Source organism: Sphingomonas phyllosphaerae, assembly GCF_036946485.1.
In the GTDB taxonomy this organism is placed as follows: Bacteria; Pseudomonadota; Alphaproteobacteria; order Sphingomonadales; family Sphingomonadaceae; genus Sphingomonas; species Sphingomonas phyllosphaerae_E.
On sequence record NZ_JAQIJA010000002.1, the window covers coordinates 340393 to 359865 of the forward strand.

Here is a 19473-nt window from a genome sequence, read left to right on the forward strand (position 1 = left end):
GAGTGAACGCTTGCGGGGCTGGGCACTTGCTGCTAGGGCCGGTGTGTTCGGCGCGAGCCTCGCTCGCCGCCGCATTACCTGTTTGATCCGGAGTTGAAGGTTCCAATGCAGATCATCGTTCGCGACAACAATGTTGACCAAGCCCTTCGCGCGCTCAAGAAGAAGCTGCAGCGTGAGGGCGTGTATCGCGAAATGAAGCTGCGTCGCCACTACGAGAAGCCCTCGGAGAAGCGTGCGCGCGAGCGTGCGGCGGCGGTGCGTCGTGCGCGCAAGCTGGAGCGCAAGCGTGCGGAGCGTGACGGCGCGCGGTAAGACGCTGCGTCGAGCATGGCGCCGGCTTTGTCGGCGCTGCGTTCACCCCGTATCTGCCAGCGCGTCGTTGCGACGACGCGTGCAAGCCTGAGGTTGCCCGCCAATGTCGACTGTCACCGCCGTTCCGATTCCTCCCGTCCGGCGCGCCTATGTGCTGTGGCTGGTGGCGGGATTGCTGATCGCCCTGGTGGCAGGGGTGGCGTTGGCGCGTGCCGGCAATACCGGCATCGTCACGACCCCGTCGGGGTTGCGTTATCAGGTGCTGAAGGCGGGCGACACGAAGGCTGCCTCGCCGACGGACGCCGACGTTGCGCTCATCAACTATGAAGGGCGACTGGTCGACGGGACCGTCTTCGACAAGTCGCAGCAGCCGACGCCGCTGCCGGTCGCGGGCGTCGTGCCGGGCTTTTCCGAAGGCCTGAAGCTGATGCACAAGGGCGCCAAATACCGGTTCTGGATCAAGCCGGAACTGGGCTATGGCGAGCGCGCCAACGGTCCAATCCCCGCCAATTCGACGCTCGTTTTCGACGTCGAGCTGCAGGATTTCCTCCCCGAGGCGACCGTCCGCCAGATGCAGATGCAGCAGAGCATGATGGGCGGAATGCCCGGCATGGGTGGTCCGGGCGGTGCTCCGGGTGGTCCTGCGGGGCCGGCGCCCGGCGGGCGCTGATACGGGTTCCCCCGGGAACAGGTGAGGGCGGCCTGCGGGCCGCCCTTTTCGTTTGTCTATCGGATGGATAGGCTTGCGAAGTTGCACAAGCCTGATCGCTCGCGATGTCTGCCGGATGTCAAATCACCCTCACGTCATGCAAGTCTGTCGCGCAATTGGCTGACGACGCATGAGCGCAAGAGATTGGCGAAGGACGGCCTGCGCTGCGTTCCTCGGGGCTGCCATAGCCTTTCCGGCAGGAATGATATTCGCCGGGCGTGAGGCGGTGCCGGAAGACGCGAAAACGCCTGTAGAGAGCGGCAGGCGATATACCGCGCCCAAAATGCGGAACGTCTACTCACCGACCCTATACAATGACCCATATGTCACAAAGCAACTCCGCGACGTGGTTGAGACCTTGCAGGTGCAGTGCCGTAGTCAGCGTGAACGTTGCGCCGAGGCGAAGCAGGCCCGCCGGTGGATGGATCAACACCAAGCGCCGGAATGACGGGCGGGTCGAGGATTGCCGGGGCAGCGAAGCGATTTACGGTGCCCTGATCCGCCTCTGGATCGCCCCGCTGCGCTCGCGACGACGATCGACTTGTCATCACTGAGCCGATTGGTGCAGCAGCTTCGCGACCGCGGAGCGATCACCATCGCAGCACGTCGGTACGGGGAAGAACCCCGCTCAGGACACCTTGGTAGTCGCAGGCGTCGGCGTTGCTGTCGGTTCCTCGCGCCGACGGACACCGTCCAGCCCGCCCGGGCCGCGCAGCACCGGTGCACCGGTGGGGGCCGCCACCGGCACCACCTGCCGCCGCATACACAGACCCGGGCCGGTGCGTGGGAACTCGCGACAGTTCCACAGTTCGCGCTCCAACCCGGCCTCCTTGTCGCGGAGATAGCTGAACGACATGCTCGCCATCTGCACCGGCGTCATGGCCGTCCCGGCCGGCAGCATCGTCCGGTCGGTCCAGCCCAGGAACTTGCACTTCGGCCGCGCACCGCACGCCGCCTTTGCGAGCGCCGGATAATTCTCGGGCGCGCCATCGCCCAGAAACGCTGTGAAGCTGTCCGGCTCGCCCGGCACGGCGCTGGTCGGAACCGGCGTCGTGACCACGCCCGGCGTCACTGCGGCCGCCCCCGTCAGCGCGGCCGCGGCTTCCTCCAGCGCCCCTCCAAGCCGATGTACCGGAGAGATGTCGCCCAGTCGCGCGATCACCGGCTCGTCGCTCGACACACTGCGCCGGAAAGCCGCCGGCGTGCCCCACCAACCGGTCCAGCGGAAGAACAGGTGGGTATGCACCTCGGCGAGTTTGTCGAGGCTCGCGCTCCAATAGGGCACCACCCAATCGGTATGGTAATGGGTGGCATAACCGACCTTGCCGAAGACCGCGCCTTTGAGCGCCTTCGTTGCCACCTGGCGCGCGCGCTCCCATGCCGGCTCGGATGGATGCCGTGCCAGCGCACCGTCGCAGGTGAACGTGAACTGGCACCCGGTCGCACGCTCCTGCCCCTGAAAGACCACGCCGCAGACCGTCTTCGGGAAGGCCGGATGACGCAGCCGGTTGAGCACCACCTGCACGACCGCCTGCTGCCCGACCGGATCGTCACCCGCCTCGTACCACGCCGCCGCGGCCAGGCAGTCGGTGGCGCGCGCCCGTTGCGTGTCGTCCCCGGCGAACAGGAACGGGCGCGCCGCTGGTCGCGGGCCGCGCACGAACGGGATGGCGGCGTTGTAGACGCGTGCGTCCTCTGGGGTCAGGTCCTGCAACTCGACCGGTTCGACCGTCGGCACCTCGGTCGCGGCGACCACCCGCTGCGGGCGTTTCACCTTGGCCGCGATCGCGCGCGGCACCTCGGGCGCCCGACGCGCGATCAACGCCGGTGCCACGAGTGCCGACGCCGCGATCCCGCCAAGGACCGCGCGCAACCTCCAGCTCAGATCGGACAGGTCAATTCTCCGGCAGGAAGTCCGGCACCGACAAATAGCGTTCGCCGGTATCGTAATTGAAGCCGAGCACGCGCACGTCGTCAGGCAGGTCCGGCAGCTTCTGAAGGATCGCCGCCAGCGTCGCGCCGGAGGAGATGCCGACCAGCAGCCCCTCTTCGCGCGCCGAGCGCCGCGCCATATCCTTGGCGACCGCCGCGTCGACCTCGATCACGCCGTCCAGCACCTGCGTGTGCAAGTTCGCCGGGATGAACCCCGCACCGATGCCCTGAATGGGGTGCGGGCCGGCCTGACCGCCGCCGATGACCGGCGAGGCCTGCGGCTCGACCGCAAAGACCTTCAGGTTCGGCCATTCCTTTTTCAGCACCTCGGCCACGCCGGTGATGTGCCCGCCCGTGCCGACGCCGGTGATGATGACATCGATCGGCGAGTCGCGGAAATCATTGAGGATCTCCTGCGCGGTGGTGCGGACGTGTACGTCGATGTTGGCGGGGTTTTCGAATTGCTGCGGCATCCAGGCGCCCGGCGTCTGCTCGACCAGCTCCAACGCGCGTTCGATCGCGCCCTTCATGCCTTTCTCGCGCGGGGTCAGGTCGAACTCGGCACCATAAGCCAGCATCAGGCGGCGACGCTCGAGGCTCATGCTCTCGGGCATGACGAGGATCAGCTTGTAGCCTTTGACGGCCGCCACCATCGCCAGCCCGATGCCGGTGTTGCCGCTGGTCGGCTCGATGATCGTCCCGCCCGGCTGCAAGGCGCCCGACGCCTCGGCGGCTTCGATCATCGCGAGCGCAATGCGATCCTTGATGGACCCGCCGGGATTCGCCCGCTCGGACTTGATCCAAACCTCGGAGCCGGGGAACAGCTTGTTGATGCGGATGTGCGGCGTGTTGCCGATCGTCTCGAGGACGTTCTGGGCCTTCATGGCTGCGCTACTCCATGTTGTGGTTCGGTATCGAGGATGTCGGGCGGATCAAAGGTCCGCGCGCGGCGGAGTTCCGGGAACAGCCGCGACCACAGCAAAGTCACCGCGATTCGCCCCGACGCCGCCGAAGACCACCGCGCCGACCGGACCGAGCAGCGAGGCCATCAACCCGCTTTCCGCCTCTCCCAATTCGTTCGAGGCGGAGATCGTGAGTTGCGACACCGCGCTCACGCGGCCGCGCATCGCATCGGGCGTGTGGAGCTGGATCAGCGAGGTGCGGACATAGACCGACACCATGTCGGCCCCGCCGGCAACGATCAGCGCGATCAGGCTGATGACGAAATCGACATGGATCGCGCCACCGACGCCGACCTGCGTGATGCCGAGCAGATCGGTCACCCGCGTCGCGACGCCGAACGTGAGGATCGCCAGCCCGAAGACAACGACCGCGGCCAGCATCTTCACGCCGACGTTCGACTTCATCGGCCGGAACGAGAACCAGATGGCGGTCGTCCCCGCGCCGATGCCCATGCCGGCGGCCAGGAAACCAAGCCCGCTTGCGCCGACATGCAGGATGTCGCGCGCGTAGATCGGTAGCAGCGCGGTCGCCCCCGCCAGCAGCACCGCGAAGAGGTCCAGCGTTATCGCGGCCAAAACCAGCCGGTTGCGCCGCACATAGGAGAAGCCGTCGAGGATGCGCTGGATCGGATGACGATCCTTCTGCGCGGGCGGCTGCGGCACCTTGCCGATCAGGAACATCGTGCCGAGCGCCAGCGCCAGCAGCGCGGAGATGACCCCATAAGCGACATCGGGGTGGATCGCATACAGCAGGCCGCCGATGCTCGGCCCCGCGACCGTTCCGAACTGCCATGCGATCGACGAGATCGCGATGGCGGTCGGGAGGCTTTCCTTGGGGACGAGGTTAGGGGCGAGCGCCGAATAAGCCGGCCCGGAGAAGGCGCGCGCGATCCCGATCAGCACCGCCGCCCCGAACAGGAACGGCATTGAAAGATTACCTGACCAGGTGAGCAGCCCCAGCGTGGCCGCATTGACGACCAGCAGCGCGGTCGTACCGCGCACGATCCAGCGCCGGTCGACGCTGTCGGCAACCAGCCCGACCACGGGGGTCAGCAGGAACAGCGGAATGAACTGCACCAGCCCGATCATGCCGAGCATGAACGCGGCGCCGCGGATGTCCATCGTCTCGCGGGCGATGCCATAGACCTGCCAGCCGATGATGATCGCCTGCGCGCTGACCGCGATCGTGCCCGCGAAACGCGACAGCCAATAGGCGCGGAAGTTGGCGATCCGCAGCGGATGCAGCGGGGGAGACGTAGGGGCCGGCGCACTCATCGCCGCCGGCCTAGACCGGCCCCCAATCCCTTGCAAGCCGGTGGGGTTTGCAGTCTGCACCGTGCCGTGGCTATAGGCCGCTACGTCTTCCAAGAAACGAGGTAGTGTCCATCGTGGCAAAAGCCCCCGCACGCAGCGAAGCACCGGCTGCCGACCCGCAGAAAACGAATCGCGAGCGTCCCGCCGAGCCGCGCCCCTATGAGGCGAGCAAGGACGAACTCCTCAAATTCTACGAGGATATGCTGCTGATCCGCCGCTTCGAGGAGAAGGCCGGGCAGTTGTATGGCCTCGGGCTGATCGGCGGCTTCTGCCACCTGTACATCGGGCAGGAAGCGGTCGCGGTCGGGCTCCAGTCGGCGCTGACCGAGAAGGACTCGGTCATCACCGGCTACCGCGACCACGGCCATATGCTGTTGTGCGGCATCCCGCCCAAGGACGTGATGGCGGAGCTGACCGGGCGTCAGGCCGGCATCTCGAAGGGCAAGGGCGGCTCGATGCACATGTTTAGCGTCGAGCATAAGTTCTACGGCGGACACGGCATCGTCGGCGCGCAGGTGTCGCTCGGCGCGGGTCTCGCGTTCAGCCACAAGTACAACAACGACGGTGGCGTGTGCCTCGCCTATTTCGGTGACGGCGCCGCCAACCAGGGGCAGGTGTACGAGAGTTTCAACATGGCCGAGCTGTGGAAGCTCCCGATCATCTTCGTGATCGAGAACAACCAGTATGCGATGGGCACCAGCGTCAATCGCGCCTCGTCCGAGGATCAGCTGTATCGCCGCGGCGAGAGCTTCCGCATCCCGGGCCTGCAGATCGACGGCATGGACGTGCTGGCGGCGCGTGGCGCGGCCGAGGAAGCGCTGGCGTGGGTGCGCGCGGGCAAGGGGCCGATCATCCTGGAGATGAAGACCTATCGCTATCGCGGTCACTCGATGTCCGATCCGGCCAAGTACCGCTCGCGCGACGAGGTGCAGGCGGTCCGCGACAAGTCCGACCCGATCGAGCACGTCAAGAAGCTGCTGACCGAGGGCCATGGGGTCAAGGAAGAGGACTTCAAGGCGGTGGAGCAGCGCATCCGCAAGCAGGTCGCCGAGTCGGCCGATTTCGCCGAAAGCACGCCGGAGCCGGATCCGGCCGAACTGTATACCGACGTTCTGGTGGAGAAGTACTGAGATGGCGATCGACATCAAGATGCCGGCGCTGTCGCCCACCATGGAGGAGGGCACGCTCGCCAAGTGGCTCGTCAAGGAAGGCGATACGGTGAAGTCCGGCGACATCATGGCCGAGATCGAAACCGACAAGGCGACGATGGAGTTCGAGGCGGTCGACGAGGGCACCGTCGCGAAGATCCTCGTTGCCGAGGGCACCGACGGCGTGAAGGTCGGCACGGTCATCATGCAGCTCGCCGGTGAGGGCGAGGAAGCGGGTGCCGCGACCAAGGACGATTCGCCCAAGGCCGATGCACAGGCCGACGAGAAGAAGGCCGACACGGTCGAGGATTCGGCGCACCCGGCGCAGGAGAAGGTCGACACCGGCGCGCGCCAACTCTTCGAGGCGGCAAGCCACAAGGCCGAGGTGACCGATCCGGCGATCCCGGCGGGTACCGAGATGGTCAAGGTCACCGTCCGCGAAGCGCTGCGCGACGCGATGGCCGAGGAAATGCGCGCCGACGAGCGCGTGTTCGTGATGGGCGAGGAAGTCGCGCAATATCAAGGCGCGTACAAGGTCACCCAGGGGCTGCTCGACGAGTTCGGCGACAAGCGCGTCATCGACACGCCGATCACCGAATATGGCTTTGCCGGCGTCGGCACGGGCGCGGCGATGGGCGGGCTGAAGCCGATCGTCGAGTTCATGACCTTCAACTTCGCGATGCAGGCGATCGATCACATCATCAACTCGGCCGCCAAGACTAATTACATGTCGGGTGGCCAGATGCGCTGCCCGATCGTGTTCCGCGGTCCGAACGGCGCGGCGAGCCGCGTCGGCGCGCAGCACTCGCAGAACTACGGCCCGTGGTACGCCTCGGTGCCGGGGCTGATCGTGATCGCGCCTTATGACGCGGCGGACGCCAAGGGTCTGCTCAAGGCCGCGATCCGCAGCCAGGATCCGGTCGTGTTCCTCGAGAACGAGCTGCTGTACGGCCGTTCGTTCGAGATCCCGAAGCTGGACGACTGGGTGCTCCCGATCGGCAAGGCGCGGATCATGCGCGAGGGCAAGGACGTGACGATCGTCAGCTATTCGATCGGCGTCGGGCTCGCGCTCGAAGCCGCCGAGACGCTGGCGGGTGAGGGGATCGAGGCGGAGGTCGTGGACCTGCGCACGCTGCGTCCGCTCGACAAGCAGACCGTGCTCAAGTCGCTCGCCAAGACCAACCGGCTGGTGGTGGTCGAGGAAGGCTGGCCGACCTGCTCGATCGCGTCGGAAATCGCCGCGATTGCGATGGAGGAAGGCTTCGACGACCTCGACGCGCCGGTGCTGCGTGTCACCAACGAGGACGTGCCGCTCCCATACGCTGCGAACCTCGAAAAGCTCGCGCTGATCTCGACCGACAAGATCGTCGCGACCGTCAAGAAGGTCTGCTACCGCGGCTAAGTAATGACCCGGCCTCTCCGCCGCCGATCAGGTGGCGGAGAGGTGGGCGGCGTCGCAAAGGCGGCGCTTGGCGTCGCTCATGTTCGTGGTGTTGCTGAGATCCTGGGCCGAGCGGTCGCGTACCGTGAAGGACTGGAGCGATGTCAGCTCCCTGGGCGCCATGAAGCCCGCGCCGACGATCGGCTTGTACGTGTAACGCAGCTCCGCGAAGATCAGCGCCGAATTGTCGACCGGCTTCACCTTGTTGGTCGCCGGCCCGATGCCCGCGGCGAGCGAGGCATTGGTCGCCCCGGCCCCTTCCAGTCCATAGGACGATGCGACGTTCTTTGCGCCGAAACAGCGTTGCCACGTGATCTTGTAGCCGGCCTGCGTACCCGTCTTGCCGTTGCTCTCCACCGTCGAGACGATCACGCGCCCCTGTTGCCCGAAATCGATCCCGCTCCCGGCGAAGGCGACGCCGGTCATCACCTCATCCACCTGCGCCTCGTCGATGCTGCCGCGATAGCGGGCGACATTGTCGGCCACCATCATCGCCAACTGGTTCAGCCGCAGCGTCACCACCGCCAGATTGGCGATCTCGATCCCCGTCAGCGCGATCGGCAGCAGGAACAACAGCGCCAGCGCGAACTCGATCACTGCCACCCCGGAGCGATCGCGACGTAGCGCCCGAACGATTGCGCGCGCCTCCGTCACGAGCATCGCACCCGGATTTGCTGATCGCCATAGGGCTGATTGCGGATCAACGTCCGCGCATCGACGATCGTGTCGGACCCAAGGCCGATCGCGCGCGCCAGCGGGAACAGCCGCGGTACTTTCACGACGACGTCGTAATAGATCACGTCGTCGGCGGTGCCCATATCGTCACCGCCGCCGAACGTGGCATCGTAGCGGCCGTTGTTGTTGCGGTCCTCATAGCAGTCGGTCGAATTATACTGACCGACCGGATCGGTGTCGGCGACGATCCGCTCGCCTTTGCCGACCGAGGCGAAATTGGTGTAGCTGAGCGGCGTGACCGTCACCGCCGCCGGGTCGTCGCGGCTGTTCGCGGGCAGGATCGTGCGAACCTCGGCGCGGATCGCCGCCGCGACCTGATCCTTGCTGGTGCTGGCCACCGTCGCCTTGCGCGCCGCCCGCTCCATCGCCCCGTTGGTCAGCGCGCTGAGATAGACCTGATAGCCGAGATCGAGCGCCCCCATCAGCAGGGTAAGGAACGGAAGCACGACCAGGCCGAACTCGACCAGGGTCGCACCATCCGACGCGCGCAGCAACGCGCGCAGGGGCCGACGAGGCAGGCTCACGACGACAGCCGCAGCCCGCCGATCGTCTGCGCGATCTTGGCGAATGTTTTCCGCAGGCTCGCGGTGTCGCTGGCGATCGCCCAATGATCACGATCGGTGGCGCAGGCCTTCAATTCATCCGACAGCCCTGAGGAAAAGCCGACGATCCAGATGATGAAGCCCTTCTTCTTCATCTCGTTACAGATAATCTGGGTGCGGCGCAGGTGGCTTTGGTAAACGTCACCGTCACTCGCGGTCGGAGGTGCGACGGCATTGTCCGCCTGCACCTTGTTCATCACGCTGTTAACTCCCCACGCATCAGGTAGGTACGAGGTTGGAGCCAGCGTGCCGTCGGTCATGAAGACAATATGTCGTGACACCTGATATCCTCCCGGCGCGACGGAGTCGGCATTCGTCGCGCTGAAAATACCAGTGGGTGACAGAAAGCGGGCGCCCCACATGAGGCCGATGTCGTGATAGGTCTGCCCGCCGGCCGAAAGACCATCGACATAGGCGTCGAAGGTCGCGGAACTCTTGGTCGAACTCACATAGTCCGATGTATATTGAGCCAACTCACCTGCCTCGCGCGGACAAGCGGCGCTGCGATAGAGCCGGGAAGTACTGGTGGCACTATCCTTGTAATGGCGATTTCCCGCCAGCGCCTCGGTCATCGCGGGCTTCCAGCGCGTAGCGTCGCTGTTTGGCTTCAAGTCGATCTGCAAATCATAGGCCAGCGCAGGCACCACCAAAGGAGAGCTGGCGTTAATATTCTGCACAGTACTTGCTTCACGAATGCAACCATCCCACGCAAAGGTGGACGGAGCGCCATCGTTCCACCCAGTAGGCTTCCCCGACCAGAACGCCGGATTTGCAAGTCTGTTGGTGCTTTGTACCCACTTGCTGGCATCCAGCGTGTAAACCGTTGGTGTCCAATAAACATACTCACAGTTGGAATTATTGTAGCATCCCGTAAGCACCTCTCCGGTGCGAGAGGGATACTTGATCTGCGCGGTGCCTGTGCCGCCTGCGATATACGAAGCACTAAGTTTGTAGACGATGCGACCGACATTTACGTTCGAGGAATATGGCATGAAGCCATAGCGGATCCTTCCCGGCCCCGTTGCCGGTCCGGGCCCCAGCGCTTTGTAGAAGTCCTTCACGGCTTGCTTCAGTCCATCGAGTTTGGATGGATTGGAGCTGCTGACTGTTCCGCCGTTAGGCGAGTCACTCATCGACCCCGTCACGTCCAAAACGAACATGACATCCGTATTCGGAATGTTCAGCTCTGCCTGGCACGTCGCCCTTACCGGAATGCTCCCGAAGCCGAACATCCGCATCAGCGTCGTCGGCATCGACAGCGAGGCGCGGCCGACGACCACGCCGTCAGCCCCCTTGTCGTACACCGCAGTGACCTGCTCCGCCGAATACGTGCCGGCGGGGAAGTTGAAGCGGAAGAATTCGCCGGCCTTGGCCTTTTCCGTATCGGTCAGCTGCTTGACGTTCGCCATCGCCTTGCGTCCGGCCAGCGCGCCGGAGTCGCACGCCTGCTGCAGCCGCGTATAGGCCATGTAGGTGCGGCTGGCATCGATCGCGCCGCCGACCATCGCCAGCAATGGAATGACCGCGAACGCCGCCATGATCGCGACATTGCCTGCCGCATCGCGCAACAATCGGAGCAGGGTACGCGATAGGATGAGCGGCACGCGCGAATTCTCGTTACGAACGGTCGGAGAAGGCATGGAGCCATGCGGCAGGAATGGGTAAGGGTGCCTCAATCGACATGGTTAATTCCGACTTCACTGACCCGGAACGGCGGCTGGCGATGACCTATGCCGCGCCGGCGCACCGTCCGGCGCTGGAGGCTTTGTGGTCGCTGGACGACAAGCTGGCGGGCATCCTGCGCGCCACCCGCGAGCCGATGGTCGGGCAGATGCGGCTGACGTGGTGGCATGAAGCGCTGTCCGCGCTCGACGAGGCCGCGCCGCCCGCCGAACCGGTGCTTCAGGCATTGGCGCGTCACGTTGTGCCGCAGGTCCCCGGACGGCGGCTCGCGACCCTCGTCGAGGGCTGGGAAGCGCTGCTGGAGCCGATGCTCGACGCCGACGCCATACAGGCCCATGCCACGCATCGCGGCGGCGGGTTGTTCGCGGCGATGGCAACGATCGTCGGCGTCGACGATCCTGCGGTTCCCACCGCCGGTGCCGGCTGGGCGCTTGCCGATCTCGCCCGCCATATCGAGGCGCCCGCATCCGCCGATCTGGCCCGCGACATGGCGCGCGATGCGCTCGGCAAGGTCGAGCGGTTCCGCTGGCCGGTGTCGGCGCGCGCGCTCGGCGCGACCGCGCGATCGGCCCGTCTCGATCTGATCCCCGATCCGAAACCGCGCGGCCATCCTGCGCGGGCGGCGCGATTGTTGTGGCTTCGGGTCACCGGACGCTGACCGCCATCTTGCGCCGCACCGCGTCGACGTTAGCGTGTCGGCGCTCGGGGCAGGGGGAATGTTGGCATGTGGCGGTATCTGGTCGGCGGCGTCGCGGCGCTGTTGCTGGTCGGGGCGGGCTGGCTGATCTTCAATGGCGAGGCGCATCCCGATGCGCTTCCGAACGCTTTGGTGGCTGCGCGACCGGCTGACGCGGCCAGGCAAGACGATGCCGGGTCAGCCCCGCTTCCCGAGGCCCCCGCGCGCAGCCGTGAGCAGAAGCGCTTCGACCGCTACGACAAGGATCGGGATGGCCGGATCACGCGCGACGAATATCTCGTCCCCCGCCACAAGGCGTTCGCCAAGCTCGACACCAACGGTGACGGACGGCTCGGCTTCGACGAATGGGCGATCAAGACCACGACGCGCTTCGCCGATGCGGACCGCGATCGCTCCGGGGCGATGGACCCCGCGGAGTTTGCGACCACCGCGCCCAAGCGTAAATCGCCGCGCCCCGCCTGCCGATGCGAGGACGCACCCAAACAGGAAGATTGAAGCGCGTCGCGACTGTCGAAAGCTCAGACCGGCGCTTCGATCTCGAACCGTGCGCCTTCAGGCGGATAGTGCATTGCGGCGGCGCCGGTCACCCGGCCCGCCAGCACCCGCTCGATCATCCGCGTGCCGAAGCCGACTCGCGTCGGCGGCGTCACCGGCGGCCCGTCGCGCTCGATCCACGAAAAGCGGAACCGCCGCTGTGCCGCATTGCCCGCCAGCGCCCAGCGGATCTGTACCGATCCTTCCGGCACAGACAGCGCGCCATATTTGATGGCATTCGTCGCAAGTTCGTGGAGCGCCATCGACAGGGCGAGCGTGATCTCGGGCGACAGGCGGATCGCCGGTCCTTCGATCGAAAAGCGGTTGCCGCCGGTATCGATGAACGGCGCCAGCACGCGCTCGACGATCTCGCTGATCGCCGCGCCTTCCACCTCGTCGCGCACCAGCAATTCGTGCGCCGTGCCAAGGCTGGCGATCCGCCCGGCTACCGCGATACGCCCCTCGGCGAGCGAGGTGGCGTCACGCAGCGTCTGGCTCACGACCGCACCGACCGTCGCCAGCGTGTTCTTGACGCGGTGCGTCAACTCGCGCGCCAGCACCATGCGATGCTCCTCCGCGAACTTGCGCACCGAGATGTTCGAGGAGAAGCCCGACAGCGCGAGCGGCGTACCATCGGCGCGGCATTGCAGCGCGCCCTGGACGTGGATCCAGCGCTGTTCGCCCGCCGGGGTCAGGACGCGATATTCGATGTCATAGGGTGCGCCGTTCTGCAGCGTATCCGCCAGCGCGGCCTGTACCCGTTGATAATCCTCGGGATGGAGGCTTCGTTCGAAATCGGCGTAGGTGAAGCTCTCGTCGGGATCGCGACCGAAATTGGCGAGGCACGCCGGCGAAGCCGTCACCGACAAATCCGGCAAGGCGACCGTCCATGTCCCCAGCCCGCCGGCCTTCAACGCCATTGCGAGCCGCGCCTCACGTTCGGCCAGCGCCGTCTCGCGGCGCGCTACCTCCGCGGTCAGCGCATCACGATCATCCTGCAAGCGGCGCAGCCGGTATCGCTCTATCGTCACGTCCAATTGCGTGGCGACGAAATACCGCAACGTGCCGTCCGCCGCGAACACGGGCGCGACCATCAACCTGTTCCAGAACGGCGTGCCGTCGCGCCGGTGGTTGAGCAGATCTATATCGATCCGCTCGCGCCGCGCGATCGCGTCGCGCAGCCGCTGGATGTCGGCGTCATCGGTCAATGGGCCCTGCATGAACCGGCAATTGCGCCCCAGCACCTCGGCGGCGGCAAAGCCGGTCAGCGCTTCGAACGCCTCGTTGACGAAGACGAGCGGATTGTCCGGCAGCCGCGGGTCGCTGACCACCATCGGCGTGATCGACTGCGTGACCGCGGCGAGGAAGGGATCGCTGGGATCGAGCGAGCGCGCAAATGCCGCCACCGCCACGCTGATCTCGGGCGGAGCAACGAAAGGGGTGATGGGGGAGGGGGCGAGAGGCGAACGATCCAAGGTGCAACCAACCTAGATCAGGAGGACGCTGCGCACAATGTCGGCGCGCGCCGACGGTACGTTTTATTCCGTGTCTGCCGCGGTTTGGCCGCGCGGCGCCGCTGCTGCCGCACTCCACAACGTGGCATAGCCGAACAAACCGGCGATCAGCGACGCGCACAGGATCGAGAGCGCTGCAATCTCGGTGCCCTCCGAACCCGCAAACGCCAGTTCGGCGATGAACAGCGAAATCGTGAAGCCGATCCCCGCCACGCCGCCGATCCCGACGATCATCCGCCAGGTCACGCCGTCCGGGAGCCGTGCGACGCCGATCGCCGCCGCTGCCCAGGTCGCCGCGAAGAAGCCGACCGGCTTGCCGATCACCAGCCCTGCGACGATGCCCAGCGCCAGCGGCGAACGGATCGCCTCGCCGATCAGCTCGGGCGACAGATGGATGCGCACATTGGACAGCGCGAACAGCGGCAACACCAGGTATGACACCCATGGCGTCAGGATACGGACCAGCCGCTCGGCCGGTTCGTCGGTCGCTGCCGCCATCTCATGGATATAGCCGAGCTGGCTCTGCGCTTCCTCGCGCCCGCGCTCCGCGGCTTCGTCGTCGTCGGCGGTGCTCGCGACGCGTTGCGCGCGGCGCAGCCGATCGACCGGGCGCTGCACGCGCTCCGCGAACCGCTCCTCCGACAGGCGCGAACTGGTCGGGAGCAACAGGCCGATCGCGACCCCGGCGATCGTCGGATGAACCCCTGATCCAAGCACCCCGATCCACACGGCGCACCCCAGCAACACATAGGCGATCGACGCCACCCAGCCGAGCCGCTGCAGCGCCAGGATCCCGACATAGCCCGCCGCCGCCAACACCAGATAAGTGGCATTCAGCCCCTCGGTGTAGGCGACCGCGATCACCAACAGGCCAAAGACGTCGTCGATCGCGGCGAAGGCGAGCAGCACCGCGCGCACCGCCGGCGGCAATCGCGTCGTGAACATCGCCACGATTGCCAGGCTGAACGCCGTGTCCATCGCCGCGACCACGCCCCAGCCATGCTGTGTCGGCTTTCCCAGGTTGAAGGCGAGATAGATGCCGATCGGCACGACCAGCCCACCGATCGCTCCAACGACCGGCAACACCGCCGTCCTGACCGACGACAGCGATCCCTTGCTGAACTCGCGCTTCACCTCGGTGCCGATGATGAGGAAGAACAGCGGCATCAGCGCATCGTTGACCCATTCGGCCAAGGGCATGGCGATCGTCTCGCCGCCATAGCTGAACCGCAATGCGGTATCCCAGACCCGCGCATAAGCGTCGCCCAGCGGCGAGTTGACGAGCACCAGCGCCAGCAACGAGGCGATCAGTAACGGGCCGCCCGATACCTCACCGATCGCGAAAAAAGGCGCGATACGTTTGACCAGACGTGCCGCGCCGGAATGATGCGCCCGGGCGGCCACCTGCCCGGAAAGGCGCGGGGTGAGCGCCATATTCTCCCTCGATCCTGTGTCGAGAATATACGGATCACCCCGGCCGCCGTTCCGGTCGCGCCGTGCCAGCGCAACTCACATCAAGGTCAATTCAGGCTCATCAGGCTCGCATTGCCGCCCGCAGCGGTGGTGTTGATCGACGTCGAAACCTCTTCGACCAGCCAGTCGAGCCGATAGCCCGCGCTCGCGGCCTGGGGCAGCACGATCGGGCCGGGAAGCTGCGCCAGTGCGCCGAGCGCGCTCCCGACGCGCGCCGCATCGCCTTGGATCAGCGCACCGGCAAACGCCGGCTCACGCCGCCAGTCGTCGACCACGCGCACGCGCGCCACGGCACTGGCGGGCAGCACCGATAGCGTGTCTCCGATCGCCGTTGCGTCGCCGATGACCACATCGTTTCCGGCCGCGAGCGCGACTCCCAGTTGCTCGAGCAGCCCGTCGCGCGTTTCGGGGAGCAGCAGCACCCGCCCGCGCGGATGCAGCGCATAGAGGTTGCGCTCGCCGACCGGCCCGGCCAGCTCGACTTCCGCGCCCACCATCGACGCCGCGATCGCGTCGCGCACCCGCGCGGCCGCCGCCGCGTCGCCCATCTCCTCGAGGCGCACCGCCAGGTCGCGTGCGGCGGGATCGGCCTGATCGCACACCACGGGCGGCGGAAGCGTCGCGCCGCTGACCAATCGACCGAGATACAGCGGCCCGCCCGCCTTCGGCCCGGTGCCCGACAGCCCGCGTCCGCCGAACGGCTGGACGCCGACGACCGCGCCGATCACGTTGCGGTTGATATAGAGGTTGCCCGCCTTCACCCGGCTGGTGACGTGCGCGATCGTCTCGTCCAGCCGGGTGTGCAGCCCGAACGTCAGCCCATAACCGGTGGCATTGATGCGATCGATCAGCCGGTCCAGCTCGGCGCGGCGAAAGCGCACGACGTGCAGCACCGGCCCGAACACCTCACGCTCCAGTTCGGCGATGTCGCTCAGTTCGATGATCGTCGGCGGAACGAACGTGCCGTTGGCGGTGTCACCCGACAGCGCCACTTGCTCGACGCGGTGACCGGCCGCGCGCATCTTCGCGATATGCTGCTCGATCGTCGCCTGCGCCTCGGCCGAGATCACCGGACCGATGTCGACCGCCAGCCGGTCGGTGCGCCCGATCGACAGTTCGTGCAGCGCGCCGCGGATCATCGTCAGCGTGCGGTCGGCGACCTCTTCCTGGAGGCACAGGATGCGCAGCGCCGAACACCGCTGCCCGGCGCTGTCGAATGCGGAGGCGATCACGTCCGCCACCACCTGTTCGGCCAGCGCGGAGGAGTCGACGATCATCGCATTCTGCCCGCCGGTCTCGGCGATGAACGGGATCGGCGCGCCATCGGGGAGCAGCCGCTTCGCCAGCTCGCGCTGGATCAGGCGCGCGACCTCGGTCGAGCCGGTGAACATCACCGCCATCGTCTCGGGCGCGGCGACCAGCGCGGCACCGATCGCACCGTCGCCGGGGATCAACTGCAACACCTCGCGCGGTACGCCGGCTTCGTGCAGGATCGCGACCCCCTGCGCGGCGATCAACGGCGTCTCTTCCGCCGGCTTGGCGAGCACCGCATTGCCCGCGACCAGCGCGGCGGCGACCTGCCCGGTGAAGATCGCGAGCGGGAAGTTCCACGGGCTGATGCACGTCACCACGCCGAGCGACTGGTGAGCCGCGCCCAGCGTCGATCGCGCCTGCTCCGCGTAATAGCGCAGGAAATCGACCGCCTCGCGCACTTCGGCGATGGCATTCGGCAGCGATTTGCCCGCCTCACGCACGATCAGCGCCAGCAGCTGCGGCATCCGCCCCTGCATCGCATCCGCCGCCCGGTCGAGCGCGGCGGCCCGCTCGACCGGCGACCGCGCCGCCCATGCAGCAGCGGCGCTTGCGGCGACGCGCGCGGCGTCCTGCGCCTGTGCGACCGACATCTCGCGCACCGTACCGACCTGCTCGCGGTGGTCGGCGGGGTTCAGCACGGCTCGCTCGGTGCCGATCTCACCGGCCCGCCACGGCCCCTCGGCCGCCAGCGTTGCGCTCAGCGACGCCAGCACCGTCTCATCGCTCAGGTCGAGCCCGGCCGAGTTCAGCCGCGCGCCGTACAATTCGCGGGGCAGGGCGATCTGCGGGTTCTTCTGCCCCGGCGATGCCATGCGCCGTACCGTCTCGACCGGATCGGCGACCAGATCGGCGATCGCGACATCCGGGTCGGCGATGCGGTTCACGAACGACGAATTGGCGCCGTTCTCCAGCAGTCGCCGGACCAGATAGGCCAGCAACGTCTCGTGCGTGCCGACCGGCGCGTAGATGCGGCACGGGCGGTTCAGCTTCGACGGCCCGACCACCTCGTCATACAGCGGCTCGCCCATGCCGTGCAGGCACTGGAATTCGTAATCGCCGACCGTGAAGTCGGGGCCGGCCAGATGATAGATCGCGCTCAGCGTCTGCGCGTTGTGCGTCGCGAATTGCGGGAACACCGCGTCGCGCGCCGCCAACAGCTTGCAAGCGCAGGCGGTATAGGCAACGTCGGTATGGACCTTGCGGGTATAGACCGGGAAGTCGGGCAGGCCATCGACCTGCGCGCGCTTGATCTCGGCATCCCAATAGGCGCCCTTGACCAGCCGCACCATGATCCGCCGCCCGGCACGCCGGGCGAGATCGACGATCCAGTCGATCACGAACGGGCAGCGCTTGCCATAGGCCTGCACCACGAACCCCAGCCCGTCCCAACCGGTGAGCTCGGGATCGGTCGCGAGGCTTTCGAGCAGGTCGAGCGACAGCTCCAATCGATCGGCCTCCTCGGCGTCGATGTTCAGCCCGATGTCATAGCTCTTGGCGAGCAGGGCGAGCGCCTTCACCCGCGGCAGCAACTCGCCCATCACCCGCGCCGCCTGCGCACGGACATAACGCGGGTGCAGCGCTGACAATTTGATCGAGATGCCCGGCCCTTCGTAGATCCCGCGCCCTGCCGAGGCAACGCCGATCGCCTTCACCGCCTCCTCATAGTCACGATAATAGCGGTCGGCATCCGCCGCCGTTGTCGCGGCCTCGCCCAGCATGTCGTAGCTATAGCGGAAGCCGCGCGCCTCCAGCGGGCGGGAGCGCTTCAGCGCCTCGGCGATCGTCTCGCCGGTGACGAACTGTTCGCCCATCATCCGCATCGCCATGTCGACCCCGCGCCGGATCACCGGCTCGCCGGCGCGGGCGATCAGCCGGGTGAGCGCGGCGCTCAGGCCGCTGTCGTTGACGCTGCCGGTCAGCTTGCCGGTAACGACCAACCCCCAGGTCGCGGCATTGACGAACAGCGATCGCCCGTCGCCGACATGCGCGCGCCAGTCGCCGCCCGAGATCTTGTCGCGGATCAGCGCGTCGCGGGTCGCGGTGTCCGGGATGCGCAGCAGCGCTTCGGCGAGGCACATCAGCGCGACACCTTCCTGGCTCGACAGCGCATATTCCTGCACCAGCCCCTCGACGCCGGTGCCCTTGTGCTTGGCACGCAACGCGGTGACCAAGGCGGTCGCGGTGGCGGCCGTCGCCGCCCGCACATCGTGCGGCAACGTCGCCGCATCCAGCAGCGGCCCGAGGCAATCGGGTTCGCTGCGGCGATAGGCAGCGGTGATCGCCTGCCGCAGCGCGCCTTGCGGGCGGATCGGCGGGGCGAAATGGGCGAACGGGGGCAAAGCGGCGCGCATCGCAGGACATCCTCTCGTGGTGAGAACGCCATAGCCGATCCGCCTCTGGCGATCCGACCGGATTTGCGGCATCTACGAACCGTTCAAAGCGATTTGGCGGGTCATGACAGAGCGAGTAGACCAGAAAGTCACCGTCAGCGGGCCGATCGACGCGTTCGACCGGCGCATCATCGACGTGCTGCGCGCAGAGGGGCGAATTTCGGTCACCGAGTTGGCGCGCAGAGTAGGGCTGTCGAAGACGCCGTGTCAGGTGCGGCTGCGGCGATTGATCGACGGCGGCTACATCCTCGGTTTTCGCGCGATCGTCGATCCGGCGCGGCTCGGGCTCGACCATGTGGCCTTCACCGAGGTGAAACTGTCCGACACGCGCGAGGCGGCGCTGGAGGAATTCCGCCGCGCGGTGCTGCGTATCCCCGAGGTCGAGGAATGCCACATGATCGCCAGCAGCTTCGATTATCTGCTCAAGGTGCGCACCGCCGACATCCGTCGTTACCGCGAGGTGCTGGGCGAGCGCATCTCGTCCTTACCGCACGTCGCCAACACCTCAACCTTCGTGGCGATGGAAACGATCCGCGATCCGGGCGTGTGAACCGCGCCTCAGCCCTTCAGCGCGTATAGGCAAAGGCCTGCGCTCACCGCTGCGACGAGCAGAAGGAAGATCGTGAAGGTAAGTACCTTCGTCTGTCGGTGCAGGCGCTGATGGCGCCGGTAGCGATTGGATATGATGCGACCTCGAGATTTCTGTTTTTCGT

Annotated in this window: 15 protein-coding genes and 1 pseudogene; 7 read left to right on the forward strand and 9 right to left on the reverse strand. The window is 66.6% G+C overall.

Annotated elements, in window-relative coordinates; genetic code table 11:
* Positions 1-105: 105 nt before the first annotated feature.
* Positions 106-312 carry a 30S ribosomal protein S21 gene (rpsU, locus tag PGN16_RS07020; RefSeq protein ID WP_007404630.1) on the forward strand — a complete coding sequence of 69 codons (207 nt, stop codon included), beginning with the start codon at positions 106-108 and terminating at the stop codon, positions 310-312.
* A 103-nt stretch (positions 313-415) separates the two neighbouring features.
* A complete protein-coding gene (locus tag PGN16_RS07025; protein WP_335308696.1) occupies positions 416-982 on the forward strand; it encodes an FKBP-type peptidyl-prolyl cis-trans isomerase in 567 nt (188 codons plus the stop codon).
* A 667-nt stretch (positions 983-1649) separates the two neighbouring features.
* Here PGN16_RS07025 and PGN16_RS07030 read toward each other — a convergent pair.
* From PGN16_RS07030 to PGN16_RS07040, 3 genes and pseudogenes are all read right to left on the reverse strand, one after another.
* On the reverse strand, positions 1650-2894 hold the full coding sequence (locus PGN16_RS07030) for a cell wall hydrolase (protein ID WP_335308697.1): 1245 nt from the start codon (positions 2892-2894) through the stop codon (positions 1650-1652).
* Between the two features lie 22 nt (positions 2895-2916).
* On the reverse strand, positions 2917-3837 hold the full coding sequence (gene cysK / locus PGN16_RS07035; RefSeq protein ID WP_335308698.1) for a cysteine synthase A: 921 nt from the start codon (positions 3835-3837) through the stop codon (positions 2917-2919).
* Positions 3834-5190, reverse strand: a pseudogene (locus PGN16_RS07040) (MFS transporter). Before PGN16_RS07040 ends, cysK begins: the two are co-directional and overlap by 4 nt.
* 113 nt (positions 5191-5303) lie before the next feature.
* On the opposite strand from PGN16_RS07040, the gene pdhA reads away from it, so the two are divergent.
* Together pdhA and PGN16_RS07050 are read left to right on the forward strand one after the other, a co-directional pair.
* Positions 5304-6359, forward strand: a complete 1056-nt coding sequence (gene pdhA / locus PGN16_RS07045) for a pyruvate dehydrogenase (acetyl-transferring) E1 component subunit alpha (RefSeq protein WP_335308699.1) — start codon at positions 5304-5306, stop codon at positions 6357-6359.
* Between the two features lies 1 nt (position 6360).
* On the forward strand, positions 6361-7779 hold the full coding sequence (locus PGN16_RS07050; RefSeq protein ID WP_335308701.1) for a pyruvate dehydrogenase complex E1 component subunit beta: 1419 nt from the start codon (positions 6361-6363) through the stop codon (positions 7777-7779).
* Between the two features lie 27 nt (positions 7780-7806).
* Here the strand turns inward: PGN16_RS07050 and PGN16_RS07055 are convergent, their stop codons facing one another.
* Genes PGN16_RS07055 through PGN16_RS07065 form a run of 3 tightly spaced genes read right to left on the reverse strand, consistent with a single transcriptional unit; the run spans position 7807 to position 10795 of the window.
* The gene (locus PGN16_RS07055; RefSeq protein ID WP_335308702.1) at positions 7807-8478 is read right to left on the reverse strand and encodes a pilus assembly protein; all 672 of its coding nucleotides are present in this window, start codon (positions 8476-8478) and stop codon (positions 7807-7809) included.
* Positions 8469-9077, reverse strand: a complete 609-nt coding sequence (locus PGN16_RS07060) for a TadE/TadG family type IV pilus assembly protein (protein ID WP_335308703.1) — start codon at positions 9075-9077, stop codon at positions 8469-8471. The genes PGN16_RS07055 and PGN16_RS07060 overlap by 10 nt, the downstream gene beginning before the upstream one ends.
* The gene (locus tag PGN16_RS07065; protein WP_335308704.1) at positions 9074-10795 is read right to left on the reverse strand and encodes a TadE/TadG family type IV pilus assembly protein; all 1722 of its coding nucleotides are present in this window, start codon (positions 10793-10795) and stop codon (positions 9074-9076) included. The genes PGN16_RS07060 and PGN16_RS07065 overlap by 4 nt, the downstream gene beginning before the upstream one ends.
* A 41-nt stretch (positions 10796-10836) precedes the next feature.
* Here PGN16_RS07065 and PGN16_RS07070 point away from each other — a divergent pair, with 41 nt between their 5' ends.
* Both PGN16_RS07070 and PGN16_RS07075 read left to right on the forward strand, forming a co-directional pair.
* Positions 10837-11496, forward strand: coding sequence for a squalene/phytoene synthase family protein (locus PGN16_RS07070; protein WP_335308705.1), 660 nt, complete (start codon positions 10837-10839; stop codon positions 11494-11496).
* 66 nt (positions 11497-11562) lie between these two features.
* Positions 11563-12030: an EF-hand domain-containing protein gene (locus tag PGN16_RS07075; RefSeq protein ID WP_335308707.1), complete on the forward strand. Its 468-nt coding sequence runs from the start codon at positions 11563-11565 to the stop codon at positions 12028-12030.
* Between the two features lie 23 nt (positions 12031-12053).
* Here PGN16_RS07075 and PGN16_RS07080 read toward each other — a convergent pair whose 3' ends face one another.
* From PGN16_RS07080 to putA, 3 genes are all read right to left on the reverse strand, one after another.
* Positions 12054-13481, reverse strand: a complete 1428-nt coding sequence (locus PGN16_RS07080; protein WP_335308708.1) for an HWE histidine kinase domain-containing protein — start codon at positions 13479-13481, stop codon at positions 12054-12056.
* A gap of 126 nt (positions 13482-13607) precedes the next feature.
* Complete coding sequence (nhaA, locus tag PGN16_RS07085) at positions 13608-15017, reverse strand: Na+/H+ antiporter NhaA (protein ID WP_335308709.1); 1410 nt, start codon at positions 15015-15017, stop codon at positions 13608-13610.
* A gap of 86 nt (positions 15018-15103) precedes the next feature.
* On the reverse strand, positions 15104-18721 hold the full coding sequence (gene putA / locus PGN16_RS07090; RefSeq protein WP_335308710.1) for a trifunctional transcriptional regulator/proline dehydrogenase/L-glutamate gamma-semialdehyde dehydrogenase: 3618 nt from the start codon (positions 18719-18721) through the stop codon (positions 15104-15106).
* Positions 18722-18824: 103 nt separating this feature from the next.
* Between putA and PGN16_RS07095 the strand changes: the two genes are divergently transcribed.
* On the forward strand, positions 18825-19310 hold the full coding sequence (locus PGN16_RS07095; protein WP_335308711.1) for an Lrp/AsnC family transcriptional regulator: 486 nt from the start codon (positions 18825-18827) through the stop codon (positions 19308-19310).
* The last annotated feature ends 163 nt before the right edge of the window (positions 19311-19473 follow it).

Bases quoted from the DNA above. Each gene is read 5' to 3' on its own strand.
- rpsU (WP_007404630.1), top strand. From the start codon at position 106: ATGCAGATCATCGTTCGCGACAACAATGTTGACCAAGCCCTTCGCGCG.
- PGN16_RS07025 (WP_335308696.1), top strand. From the start codon at position 416: ATGTCGACTGTCACCGCCGTTCCGATTCCTCCCGTCCGGCGCGCCTAT.
- cysK (WP_335308698.1), bottom strand. From the start codon at position 3,837: ATGAAGGCCCAGAACGTCCTCGAGACGATCGGCAACACGCCGCACATC.
- PGN16_RS07050 (WP_335308701.1), top strand. From the start codon at position 6,361: ATGGCGATCGACATCAAGATGCCGGCGCTGTCGCCCACCATGGAGGAG.
- PGN16_RS07055 (WP_335308702.1), bottom strand. From the start codon at position 8,478: ATGCTCGTGACGGAGGCGCGCGCAATCGTTCGGGCGCTACGTCGCGAT.
- PGN16_RS07065 (WP_335308704.1), bottom strand. From the start codon at position 10,795: ATGCCTTCTCCGACCGTTCGTAACGAGAATTCGCGCGTGCCGCTCATC.
- PGN16_RS07070 (WP_335308705.1), top strand. From the start codon at position 10,837: ATGGTTAATTCCGACTTCACTGACCCGGAACGGCGGCTGGCGATGACC.
- PGN16_RS07075 (WP_335308707.1), top strand. From the start codon at position 11,563: ATGTGGCGGTATCTGGTCGGCGGCGTCGCGGCGCTGTTGCTGGTCGGG.
- nhaA (WP_335308709.1), bottom strand. From the start codon at position 15,017: ATGGCGCTCACCCCGCGCCTTTCCGGGCAGGTGGCCGCCCGGGCGCAT.
- putA (WP_335308710.1), bottom strand. From the start codon at position 18,721: ATGCGCGCCGCTTTGCCCCCGTTCGCCCATTTCGCCCCGCCGATCCGC.
- PGN16_RS07095 (WP_335308711.1), top strand. From the start codon at position 18,825: ATGACAGAGCGAGTAGACCAGAAAGTCACCGTCAGCGGGCCGATCGAC.